Annotated in this window: 10 protein-coding genes; 2 read left to right on the top strand and 8 right to left on the bottom strand. The window is 69.5% G+C overall.

What is annotated here, in order from left to right; translation table 11 throughout:
* The first annotated feature begins 71 nt into the window (after positions 1-71).
* Positions 72-260 (top strand): hypothetical protein, encoded by a 189-nt coding sequence (locus ACXJKD_RS18600; protein WP_457256319.1) that lies wholly within the window; start codon positions 72-74, stop codon positions 258-260.
* 44 nt (positions 261-304) lie between these two features.
* Positions 305-505: a hypothetical protein gene (locus ACXJKD_RS18595; protein ID WP_457256317.1), complete on the top strand. Its 201-nt coding sequence runs from the start codon at positions 305-307 to the stop codon at positions 503-505.
* 235 nt (positions 506-740) lie between these two features.
* On the opposite strand, the gene ACXJKD_RS18590 is transcribed toward ACXJKD_RS18595, so the two are convergent.
* The 8 genes from ACXJKD_RS18590 to ACXJKD_RS18555 all read right to left on the bottom strand — a co-directional run bounded on the left by ACXJKD_RS18590 (position 741) and on the right by ACXJKD_RS18555 (position 11,118).
* On the bottom strand, positions 741-2,777 hold the full coding sequence (locus ACXJKD_RS18590) for an ABC transporter ATP-binding protein (protein ID WP_457256315.1): 2,037 nt from the start codon (positions 2,775-2,777) through the stop codon (positions 741-743).
* Positions 2,774-4,510 carry an ABC transporter ATP-binding protein gene (locus tag ACXJKD_RS18585; RefSeq protein WP_457256313.1) on the bottom strand — a complete coding sequence of 579 codons (1,737 nt, stop codon included), beginning with the start codon at positions 4,508-4,510 and terminating at the stop codon, positions 2,774-2,776. The genes ACXJKD_RS18590 and ACXJKD_RS18585 overlap by 4 nt, the downstream gene beginning before the upstream one ends.
* Positions 4,510-5,190: a TetR/AcrR family transcriptional regulator gene (locus tag ACXJKD_RS18580; RefSeq protein WP_457256311.1), complete on the bottom strand. Its 681-nt coding sequence runs from the start codon at positions 5,188-5,190 to the stop codon at positions 4,510-4,512. Before ACXJKD_RS18580 ends, ACXJKD_RS18585 begins: the two co-directional genes overlap by 1 nt.
* A 107-nt stretch (positions 5,191-5,297) precedes the next feature.
* Positions 5,298-6,797, bottom strand: a complete 1,500-nt coding sequence (locus ACXJKD_RS18575) for a DUF7059 domain-containing protein (RefSeq protein WP_457256309.1) — start codon at positions 6,795-6,797, stop codon at positions 5,298-5,300.
* A complete protein-coding gene (locus ACXJKD_RS18570) occupies positions 6,794-7,510 on the bottom strand; it encodes an AIM24 family protein (protein WP_457256308.1) in 717 nt (238 codons plus the stop codon). Before ACXJKD_RS18570 ends, ACXJKD_RS18575 begins: the two co-directional genes overlap by 4 nt.
* Positions 7,511-7,519: 9 nt before the next feature.
* On the bottom strand, positions 7,520-8,026 hold the full coding sequence (locus ACXJKD_RS18565; protein WP_457256307.1) for an N-acetyltransferase family protein: 507 nt from the start codon (positions 8,024-8,026) through the stop codon (positions 7,520-7,522).
* A 108-nt stretch (positions 8,027-8,134) separates the two neighbouring features.
* Complete coding sequence (locus ACXJKD_RS18560; RefSeq protein ID WP_457256305.1) at positions 8,135-10,633, bottom strand: sodium-translocating pyrophosphatase; 2,499 nt, start codon at positions 10,631-10,633, stop codon at positions 8,135-8,137.
* Positions 10,634-10,773: 140 nt separating this feature from the next.
* On the bottom strand, positions 10,774-11,118 hold the full coding sequence (locus ACXJKD_RS18555) for an anti-sigma factor antagonist (RefSeq protein WP_056921833.1): 345 nt from the start codon (positions 11,116-11,118) through the stop codon (positions 10,774-10,776).
* Positions 11,119-11,135 lie beyond the last annotated feature (17 nt).

Here is an 11,135-nt window from a genome sequence, read left to right as displayed (position 1 = left end):
GTCGCCTCCCGACCGCGGGTCGCTCCGCCCCGGCTCCGGGCCGTCGTCGCGTTGCTAGCATCTGGCTCGAGATGGAGATCGCTGAGCAGGTCGAGGCGTACCTCGCCAGCCAACCCGACGCCAAGCAGTCCGACCTCCGGCAGCTGCACGCTCGGGTGCTGGCCGAGTTTCCGACGTGCCGGTTGTGGTTCACCGACGGCACCAACGACGAAGGCAAGGTCGTGGCCAACCCGAACGTCGGCTACGGCGCGCCTACCTGATCACCTACGCCGATGGCTCCTCGCGCGAGTTCTATCGAATCGGCTTGAGCGCCAACACCGCTGGCATCTCGGTCTACGTGCTCGGCCTCGACGACAAGGCCTTCCTCAAGCGCACCTACGGCGACTCGATCGGCAGGGCGAGCGTCACGGGCTACTGCATCAGGTTCAAGCGCCTCGCCGACATCGACGTCGACGTCCTCCAGTCAGCCATCCGCCACGGCATGTCCCTCGACGACAGCAGCTGAGAACGGTTCAACGTGGGTCTGCGCTACTGATGCGCGTGCGATTCCGGCGCGCGTGCTCGTTCCGCCCTTAGCTGCTTGACCGCTCCGATGGTGAACAGGACGAGGACTGTCATTGCAGTACAGCACGGGTAGCACCCGCCGGAGCGCCAGCCACGGCATTCGGCCGGCCGTCAGACCGCAGGGATGCCAAGGGCGCAGGATCGCGCGCCCTTGGCATCCCCGGGCGACGCTTGGATCAGACCTTGGCGCCGGCCAGGTCGGGCGCGGGGGCCTCGCCGGTGTCGACGTCGACCGCCGCGCCGCTGAACTGTGCGGCGTAGAGCTCGGCGTAGGCGCCACCGCTGGCGAGGAGCTGCTCGTGCGAACCCTGCTCGACGATCTGGCCGTCGCGCATCACGAGGATGACGTCGGCATCGCGGATCGTCGACAGCCGGTGGGCGATCACGAAGCTCGTCCGGTCGTGGCGCAGCGCCGACATCGCCTGCTGCACCAACAGCTCGGTGCGGGTGTCGACCGAGCTGGTGGCCTCGTCGAGGATCAGCAGCGCGGGGTCTGACAGGAAGGCCCGCGCGATGGTGATGAGCTGCTTCTCGCCCGCGCTGATGTTGCCGCCCTCGGCGTCGAGCACCGTGTCGTAACCGTCGGGCAGCGAGTGCACGAACCGGTCGACGTAGGTGGCCTTCGCCGCGGCGAGGACCTCGACCTCGCTCGCACCCGGCCGGCCGTAGGCGATGTTGTCGCGGATCGTGCCGCCGAACAGCCAGGTGTCCTGCAGCACCATGCCGATCTCGCTGCGCAGGTTGTGCCGCGTCAGGTCGGTGATGTCGACCCCGTCGAGGGTGATCCGTCCCGCGTCGAGCTCGTAGAACCGCATGATCAGGTTGACCAGGGTCGTCTTGCCGGCCCCGGTCGGCCCGACGATCGCGACGGTCTGTCCCGGCTCGACGCTGAGGTCGAGGTGCTGGATCAGCGGCTTCTCGGGGTCGTAGGAGAAGGACACGTCCTCGAACTTCACCAGCCCGTGCGGGTCGCCGAGCGCAGTCGGGGCGACGGCGTCAGCACGTTGCTCCGGCGCGTCGAGCACGTCGAAGACCCGCTCGGCCGAGGCCACCCCGGACTGGAGCAGGTTTGCCATCGAGGCCACCTGCGTGAGCGGCTGCGTGAACTGGCGGGAGTACTGGATGAACGCCTGCACGTCACCGAGGCTCATCGACCCGCTGGCCACCCGCAGTCCACCGACGACCGCGATGACGACGTAGTTGAGGTTCCCGATGAACATCATCGTCGGCATGATGATGCCGCTGATGAACTGCGCGCCGAAGCCGGCGTCGAACAGGTCGTCGTTCTTCGCCTTGAACGAGGCGCGCACCTCGTCCTCGCGACCGAAGACCTTGACCAGCTGGTGGCCCGTGAAGGTCTCCTCGACGATGCCGTTGAGCTCACCCGTGCTCTTCCACTGCTGCACGAAGTGTTTCTGCGACCGCTTGCCGATGGCCGCGGTGACGAACATCGAGATCGGGATCGTGACGAGCGCGATCAGCGCCAGGAGGGGCGAGATGTAGAGCATCATCGCCACCATCGCGACGACGGTCAGCAACGACGTGAGCATCTGGCTCAGCGTCTGCTGCATGCTCTGCGCGACGTTGTCGATGTCGTTGGTGACACGGCTCAGGAGCTCACCGCGCGGCTGGTTGTCGAAGTAGGGCAGCGGCAGCCGGTTGAGCTTGTCCTCGACGTCGCGGCGCAGGTTGAAGATGGTGCGGTTGACGGCCCCGGTGAGGATCCAGCCCATCGCCCACGACAGCACGCTCGCGACGGCATAGAGCGCGAGCACGAAGAGCAGCACCCGCCCCACTGCACCGAAGTCGATGCCGAACCCGGGCCTGAGGTCGTCCATCCTCGCGATCAGGTCGGCCTGCTTGTCCTGCCCTTGGGCCCGCAGCCCCTCGACGACCTGGGCACGCGTCGCGGTGGACGGCAGCTGCTTGCCGACGAACCCCGCGAAGATCAGGTCGGTCGCCCGCCCCAGGATCTTCGGCCCCACTGCGTTGAGGGCGACGCTGCCGACGGCCAGTGCCAGCACGGCATACAGCGACGCCCGCTCGGGCTGGAGCAGCGAGAGCAACCGCTTGGCTGACGGGCCGAAGTTCTGCGACTTCTCGGTGGGCATGCCCAGCGACATCGGGCCGCGCCGCTGACCGGCGTTCGCACCCGGCCCCCGGCGCGCTTCCGCCGCCTTCTCCTCCTCGGTCTTCACACCTTCGGCGCTCATGCCGCGGCCTCCTCTGCAGATCGCTGCGACTCGACGATCTCGACATACGTCGGACACGTCTCGAGCAGCTCGTCGTGGCGGCCTGCGCCGACCACCTTGCCGTCGTCGAGCACGACGATGTGGTCGGCGTCGATGATCGTCGAGACCCGTTGGGCCACCACGATGACGGCGGTATACCGCGTGACCGGCCGCAGCGCGGACCGGAGCCTCGCGTCGGTGGACAGGTCCAGGGCCGAGAAGCTGTCGTCGAAGAGGAACACCTCTGGCTTGGCCACCAGGGCTCGGGCGATGGCGAGCCGTTGGCGCTGGCCGCCCGAGACGTTGGTGCCACCCTGGGCGATCGGCGAGTCGAGGCCCTGCGGCATGGCTCGCACGAAGTCCTCGGCCTGGGCGATCCGCAAGGCGTCCCAGAGCTCGTCGTCGGTCGCGCCCGAGTCGCCGTACCTGAGGTTCGACGCGACGGTGCCGGTGAACAGGTAGGGCTTCTGTGGCACGAGCCCGATGCGCGACCAGACGTCCTCGAGGGCCGCATCGCGCACGTCCACACCGCCGAGGCGCACCGAGCCGCCGGTCACGTCGTAGAGGCGAGGGATGAGGGACACGAGGGTGGACTTGCCGGCACCCGTGCTGCCGATGATGGCCGTTGTCCGGCCAGGCTCGGCGGTCATCGAAACCCCTTGCAGGACAGGCACGTCGGCGCCGGGGTAGCAGAACTCGACGTCGCGCAGCTCCACCGTGGTGCCGGTGCGGGGGATCAGCACGGGAGCGGTCGGCTGGACGACGGTGGAGTCGGTGTCGAGGACCTCGGTGATGCGTCCGGCGGAGACGGTCGCGCGCGGGATCATCATCGACATGAAGGTCGCCATCATGACCGACATGAGGATCTGCATGAGGTAGCTCATGAACGCCGTGAGCTCACCGATCTGCATCTGGCCGTTCTCGACGCGGTGCGAGCCGAACCAGAGCACGGCCACGGTCGAGGCGTTGAAGATCAGCATGACGATCGGGAAGATCATCGCCATCAGCCGGCCGACGGCCAGCGCTGTGCCGGTGTACTGGGTGTTGGCCTCGCCGAAGCGGGCCTGCTCGTGCTCCTCGCGCACGAACGCCCGCACGACGCGGATACCGGTGATCTGTTCCCGCAGAACGCGGTTCACCCAGTCGACCGACTCCTGCATGAGCCGGAACTGCGGGATCATCTTGCGGATCACCAGCGCGACCGACAGGGCCAGCGCAGGCACGGCGACGGCCACCAGCCAGGACAGCCCGACATCCTCGCGCAGCGCCATGATGATGCCGCCGACCATCATGATCGGGGCCGACACCATCATCGCCGCGCCCATGAAGACGACCGTCTGCACCTGGGTGACGTCGTTGGTGTTGCGGGAGATCAGGGTGGGGGCGCCGAACCGGGAGACCTCCTGCGCCGAGAAGTCGCCGACCCGGGCGAAGATGCCGGCCCGCAGGTCACGGCCCAGTCCGGCGGCCGACTTGGCGCCGAGGTAGGTGGCCGCGACGGTGGCGACGATCTGCACGAGCGAGACCGCGAGCATCCAGCCCCCGGTGCGAACGATGTAGCCGGTGTCTCCCTTGGCCACGCCCTCGTCGATGATCTTGCCGTTCAGGCTGGGCAGGTAGAGCGAGGCCATCGTGCCGATGAGCTGGAGCCCGACGAGCACGGCGACCAGGCCGCGGTACGGCCTGAGGTAGTCGCGGATGATCCGGATGAGCACTAGTTCTTCCCCCTCGTGGAGCGCGGCGTGGAGCGTGGTGACGAGCGTGGTGCCGAGCGTGGTGCGGTGCCTGGCGCGGTGTGTGGTGTGACAGGGCGGGCGAGCGCGCCCTCGAGCACGACGTCAACCAGCTCGGAGGCCGTCGAGTCCTGACCGTCGAGCATCGGGTGGACGCTGGAGAGCGTGAGCATGCGCAGGTAGCCGATGAAGTTGAGCACCGGGATCCGCAGCAGCGCCGCGTCGTCACCGATGAGGTCGGTGAAGGCCTGGTCGAGCTCGGCCGTCCCCTCCTGGCGACGGCGCAGCGCCTTGGCGTCCATGGGGCGGTGCAGTGGCTGGCCGGACGACTGCAGCACGCTCATCAGCGCGAAGATCCCCTGGAGGTGGGTCTGCATCACGGTGACTGCGGCGGCCAGGCGCTCGCGCAACGGCAGGTCGCGGTCCACGGCCGCCAGCTCCGCCTTCACGGCGGCGGTGTCGAACGCCTCGTGGACGCAGGCGTGGATGATCTCGTCCTTGCTGTCGAACACCCGGAAGATCGTGCCCTCGGCGATGCCCGCCGCCTTGGCGATCTCTTTCGTGCTGATGCCCCGACCCTTGTCCCGCAGCAACGGGATCGTGGCGGCGATGATCGAGGCCCGGCGGTCGTCGGGGGCCATCGCGGGAGCGCGAGGTGACATGGGAATCAGTATGAGTGAGTGAGCACTCACTCACAACTGTGTTTTCCACCTGCACAAACGCCCCCGCGGATGACAGATGTCCCGGACCTCACTCACTCGGTTCGCCGTCAGACGAGCAGGCCGTCGGCCACCAACCCCCGGAGCAGCGGAACGGCCGAGCCGCGGACCGCAGCCGCGTCCTCGCCGAGCAGCTCCGCGATCGCGTCGAGGGCCACCCCGGCGGGCAGCGACCCGTCGCACACGCTGACGAGTGCGGCGCCGACCGTGTCGAGCCGGACCACGCGACCGAGGCCCACGCCCTGGCGCAGCTGGATCACCCCTGGCTCCTCGTCACCCGGTCGGCCGTGCCGCTCCTCCACCACGTCGTCAGCACACCGCCAGGCCACCGCGAGCAGCTCGGCGTCGTCGTGCTCGGCGAGCCAGGTGCGGGCGCGCAGTCCCGAGAGCACGTGCGGACCCATCGGCGCCGTCACCGGCCCGGTGGCCTCGGTGAGGTCGACGAAGGGCTCCCGCGCCCCCATCGGCTTCTGGAGCGTGATGACCCCGAACCCGATCGCGCTCACGCCGCGCGAGGCGAAGTCGTCGAGCCACGCGGCATACATCGTCGCGAACTCGGTCGTGGCGCTGTGGTGACCGCCGTCGCGCGACCAGGTCTCGGCGTACTCGGCAGGGTCCTGCACGTCGCGCTGCACGATCCAGGCGTCGAGGCCGGTGCCGGCCACCCAACCGCGTACCCGCTCGCGCCAGTCGCGGTCGCCGACGACCTCCCAGTTGCCGAGGAACTGGGCCACCCCACCCGGCTCGAGGTGGGCGCCGATCGACCGCACGAGGTCGGCGACGATGCTGTCGCCCGACTGCCCGCCGTCGCGGTACTCGAAGAGCGGGACGTCGGGGCTGCGTGGCGTGATGACGAAGGGCGGGTTGCTCACGATCAGCCCGAACCGTTGTCCTGCAACGGGATCCAGCATCGAGCCCTCGACGACGTGCCAGTCGAGTCCGTTGAGGACCGCGTTGAACCGGGCGAACTCGAGCGCGCGCGTCGAGATGTCGGTGACCGTGACCTGCGTGGCGTGGGACCCGAGGTGGAGCGCCTGGACGCCGCATCCGGTGCCGACGTCGAGGGCTCGCTCGACCGCGGGTCGCGGCGTCCACGACGCCAGCGTGGTCGAGGCGCCGCCGATGCCGAGGACGTGGTCCTCGCGCAGGGGCGCGCGAGTGGCGAGCTCGGTGAGGTCGGAGGCGACCCACCAGGAATGGCCCTCCTCGCCGTACGGACGCAGGTCACAGGTCGCGACGACACCGGGCCCTTGCTCGCGCACGAGCCGCAGCGCGCTGGCGCCATCGAGGCCGAGGGTCGGCAGCGCGGCCGCCGCCTCCTCGGTGTCGACCGCATCGCCGAGTCCGAAGAGCCGCACCAGCGTGGCCAGCGCGCCGTCGGCGCCGGCCGTCACCCGCTGGGCCGGGATCACCTGCTCGCGAGCCAGGGCCGCCGCGGCCAGGGGTCCGAGGAGCGCGCCCACCGCGTCGACCGTGTAGGCAGCTGCCGTCAGGTCAGCCCGCAGGCGGGCGACGAGCTCGGGCTCGGCTGCCGGCGTCGGGGTGCTCATCCGTCGAGCAGGCCGCCGAGGTTGAAGCCGCCACCCCCACCGCCACTGCCACCCGCGGCCGGCGGGGTCCACTCGCTCGGCTGGACGATGACGAACCCGGGGCCGGAGAAGGCGTACTGGAAGGCCTCGCCCGAGCCGCCGCGGAGCATCGACCGGATGTTCATGCTCGAGACCACCTGGGGGACGAGGTTGGCCGACCAGCCCACGCAGGCCTGCACGTCGACGTAGGTGGGCTGCTGGCTGCAGTCGAGGATCACCGGCTGGCCGACGGTGTGGATCGCGGCCGTGCCGGTGCCCTGGAGGGTCGTGTTGAACAGGCCGCCGCTGAGCATTCCGGCGCCCTGCACCCGCTTGATGTCCCACTCGATGGTGGAGTCGAAGGCGAGCAGGTTGCGGGCGTTCACGCTCAGGGCATCACCGGTCAGCTCGATGAGGAAGACGAACCCGGCCTCGGACGCGAAGAAGACGTCGCCCTCGCCCGAGACCCGCATCAGCGAGACGTCCTCGCCCGTGACGACCTTCTTGAACAGCTTGCTGACGCTGCCGGCCTTCTCGTGGTCGAAGCGGATCTGGCCCTGGTAGGAGACCATCGCGCCCTTGACGGCCAGCACGTCGCCGCCGAGGTGGACGCGGAGCATCTGGGGGTTCTGCAGCGCGAACCGCTGCTGCGCCTGGACTTCGAGGTTGGTCTGGTCAAAGAGCGGACTCTGCATGGCTCCAGCCTAGGTCGCCGGGACCCCGGTGGGCAGGCGATAGGCCAACCACGTCCCGGCCCGCTCGGCCAGCCCGTCGTAGAGACGCTGGGCCGTGGCGTTGTCCGGCGCGGTCTCCCAGGCCAGCAGCTGGACGCCCCGCTCGGCCGCCAGCTGCCGGCACGCCTCGATGAGCGCCGCACCCACGCCCCGGCCCCGGGCCGCCTCGGCGACGAAGAGGTCCTCCATCACGGCGAGCCGCTGACCGAGGGTGGTGTCCCAGCTCGAGAGCACGGTGGCGTGGCCGAGGACCTGCCCCGAGGCGTCGCGGGCGATCAGCTGTGTGCCGCCCGACCCCTCGTCGAGGAACGCGGTCGCCATGGCCCGCAGCTCGTCATCCGCCGGGGCGCTCTCGTAGAACGTGCAGTAGTCCCGCAGCAACGGCAGCAGGTCGGGCAGGTCGTCCGGCGTGACCCGCCTGATGTTGACGGCCCCCGTGGTCACCGGTCCGGTGTCGATCGTTCCCAGCTCGCCCATGGCGTGACCCTACGCGCGACGGTGAGCAGGCGGCATACCCCCGGAACGCGGAGCGGGCCGGCTCACCCGTGTGGGTGAGCCGGCCCGCCTGGCGTATGCCGCGTGGTGCTAGCGGTTCACGGGCTCCTCGATGACGTCGGTCGCGTCGTCGACAGCCTGACCGGGGGCGGTCTCGGCCTCACCGGCGTCGGGCGCAACCGCGTCCACGCGAGCGACGCTCTGGCCGTCCTCGTCGCCACCGATGGCCAGGTCACGCGCCTTGGAGACGGCGACCGCGGCGATCACGATGATGATCGCGGCGGCAGCGATGCCGTAGCGGGCGAGGTTGTTCTTGTCGCCACCGATCGACAGGGTCACGATCGCCGGGGCGATGAGCACCGAGACGAGGTTCATGACCTTGATCAGCGGGTTGATGGCCGGGCCGGCGGTGTCCTTGAACGGGTCACCGACGGTGTCACCGATGACGGTCGCGGCGTGGGCCTCACTGCCCTTGCCACCGTGGGTGCCGTCCTCGACGATCTTCTTCGCGTTGTCCCAGCTACCACCGGAGTTGGCGAGGAACACCGCCATGAGGCAGCCGGTGCCGATCGCACCGGCGAGGAAGCCGGCGAGCGGGCCGATGCCGAGGCCGAAGCCGACGGCGACCGGCGTGAGCGCGGCCAGCAGACCAGGAGTCGCCAGCTCGCGCAGCGAGTCCTTGGTGCAGATGTCGACCACGCGGCCGTACTCGGGCTTCTCGGTGTAGTCCATGATCCCCGGGTGCTCGCGGAACTGGCGACGCACCTCGAAGACGATGGCGCCGGCAGCGCGGGTCACCGCGTTGATGGCCAGACCGGAGAACAGGAAGACCACCGCTGCACCCAGCAGCAGGCCGACCAGCACGCTCGGCGTGACGATCTGCAGGTCGAACGGCGCGTTGGCCTTCTGCAGGATCGCGGTGTACTGCGCCTGTGCGGCCTCCTGCGTCAGCGCGCCGCTCTGGATCTTGGCCACCAGGTCGGTCTCGGTCGACTTGGCCAGCGCCTGGATGATCGGCTCGAACTTCGCCTTCCAGGCGTCGGAGTAGGAGCCGAACAGCGCGGTCGCCGCGAGGACGGCCGTCGCGATCGCGATGCCCTTGGTGATCGCCTTGGTGGTGTTGCCCACCGCGTCGAGGTCGGTGAGGATCTGCGCGCCCTCGCCGTCGACGTCACCGGACATCTCGGCGATGCCCTGCGCGTTGTCGGAGACCGGGCCGAAGGTGTCCATGGCCACGATGACGCCCACCGTGGTCAGCAGGCCACAGCCGGCGAGCGCGATGAGGAAGAGCGACAGGATGACCGAGCCGCCACCGAGCAGGAACGCGGCGTAGACGGCCGCACCGATGATGACCGCGGTGTAGACCGCCGACTCGAGGCCGACGCCGATACCTGACAGGACGACCGTCGCGGCCCCCGTGAGGGAGGTGCGGGCGACGTCCTTGGTCGGGCGCTTGTCGGTGCCGGTGAAGTAGCCGGTCAGCCAGAGGATGACCGCCGCCAGCACGATGCCGATGATCACGGCCATCACCGCGACGCGGCGCGGGTCTCCGCCCAGGGCGGCAATCCCCGCGTCGGTCGACTTGAGGGCCGCGAAGGTGTCCGGCAGGTAGACGTAGGCGGCGACGCCCGAGAGGACGGCCGCGATGCCGGCGGAGATGTAGAACCCGCGGTTGATCGCGGACAGGGCGTTCTCACCGGGCTTGACCCGGGTGATGAAGACGCCGATCAGGGCGGTCACCGCACCGATGGCCGGGACGATCAGCGGGAAGACCAGGCCGTACTCGCCGAACGCGGCGGAGCCGAGGATCAGCGCGGCCACCAGCATCACGGCATACGACTCGAAGAGGTCGGCGGCCATGCCGGCGCAGTCGCCGACGTTGTCGCCCACGTTGTCGGCGATCGTGGCGGCGTTGCGCGGGTCGTCCTCGGGGATGCCGGCCTCGACCTTGCCGACGAGGTCGGCGCCGACGTCGGCGGCCTTGGTGAAGATGCCGCCACCGACACGCATGAACATGGCGAGCAGCGCGGCACCGAAGCCGAAGCCCTCGAGCACCTTCGGGGCGTCGCCCTGGTAGAGCAGGACGACGACGGAGGCGCCGAGCAGGCCGAGGCCCACGGTCGCCATGCCGACGGTGCCACCGGTGCGGAACGCGATCCGCATGCCGAGGTCGCGGTCACCGCCGCGGGCGGCGGACGCCACGCGCACGTTGGCCTTGACGGCCAGGCTCATGCCGAAGTAGCCGATCGAGGCGGAGAACAGCGCACCGACGACGAAGAAGGCGGACCGACCCCAGCGGACCTCGGCCGTGTCGGCCGGGAGCAGGAGGAGCAGACCGAAGACCAGCACGACGAAGACGCCGAGCGTCTTGAACTGCCGAGCGAGGTAGGCCTGGGCGCCCTCTTCGACCGCAGCGCCGATCTCCTGCATCTTGTCGGTGCCGGGGTCGGCCGCCAGGACCTCCCGGCGGAAGAACACACCCATGACCAGCGCGATGATGGCGATGGCCAGCACCACATAGACCAGGGTGAGATTGGTGCCGTCCAGCTGCAGGTCAGCAGCTGCGGCGGCAGGCGCGAGGCGCGGCATTCCATCCTCCTCGATGGGGAAACATTCAGGACCGCCCACGGGCGCGCCACGATGGCGCACCGCAGAGGGGACGTTGCGTGCGAGGGTAATGCACGTCACAGGGTTTGTGACGCCGGGTGAGGATCGTCACACGGAATTCGTCAAGCGTTTGACGCTGCTGCAGCCTCGTCGACCGTGGGGTAGATGTGGAACACCTTGTCCAGGCCGGTGATCTTGAAGACCTTGAGGATCCGCTCCTGGGCGCTCACGATGCGCAGGGTGCCGTTCTGGCCGCGCACCAGCTTGAGGCGGCCCACGAGCACGCCCAGACCGGTGGAGTCCATGAAGGTGACCTTCTCGAGGTCGACCACGAGGTCGGTGCGGCCCGCGGCCACCTGCTTGTCGAGGACTTCGCGCAGCAACGGGGCCGTGTAGACGTCGATCTCGCCCGCGACGTGGACGATCGTCACCGCGCCCTGCTCACTGCTGGAGACCGAGAGGTCCACGTCCGCCCTTTCACTTG

The organism is Pedococcus sp. P5_B7, from assembly GCF_054049895.1.
This window is presented reverse-complemented; position numbering and strand designations above follow the sequence as displayed.

Coding starts and splice junctions, on each gene's coding strand:
- ACXJKD_RS18600 (WP_457256319.1), top strand. CDS start 72: ATGGAGATCGCTGAGCAGGTCGAGGCGTACCTCGCCAGCCAACCCGAC.
- ACXJKD_RS18590 (WP_457256315.1), bottom strand. CDS start 2,777: ATGAGCGCCGAAGGTGTGAAGACCGAGGAGGAGAAGGCGGCGGAAGCG.
- ACXJKD_RS18580 (WP_457256311.1), bottom strand. CDS start 5,190: ATGTCACCTCGCGCTCCCGCGATGGCCCCCGACGACCGCCGGGCCTCG.
- ACXJKD_RS18575 (WP_457256309.1), bottom strand. CDS start 6,797: ATGAGCACCCCGACGCCGGCAGCCGAGCCCGAGCTCGTCGCCCGCCTG.
- ACXJKD_RS18570 (WP_457256308.1), bottom strand. CDS start 7,510: ATGCAGAGTCCGCTCTTTGACCAGACCAACCTCGAAGTCCAGGCGCAG.
- ACXJKD_RS18565 (WP_457256307.1), bottom strand. CDS start 8,026: ATGGGCGAGCTGGGAACGATCGACACCGGACCGGTGACCACGGGGGCC.
- ACXJKD_RS18560 (WP_457256305.1), bottom strand. CDS start 10,633: ATGCCGCGCCTCGCGCCTGCCGCCGCAGCTGCTGACCTGCAGCTGGAC.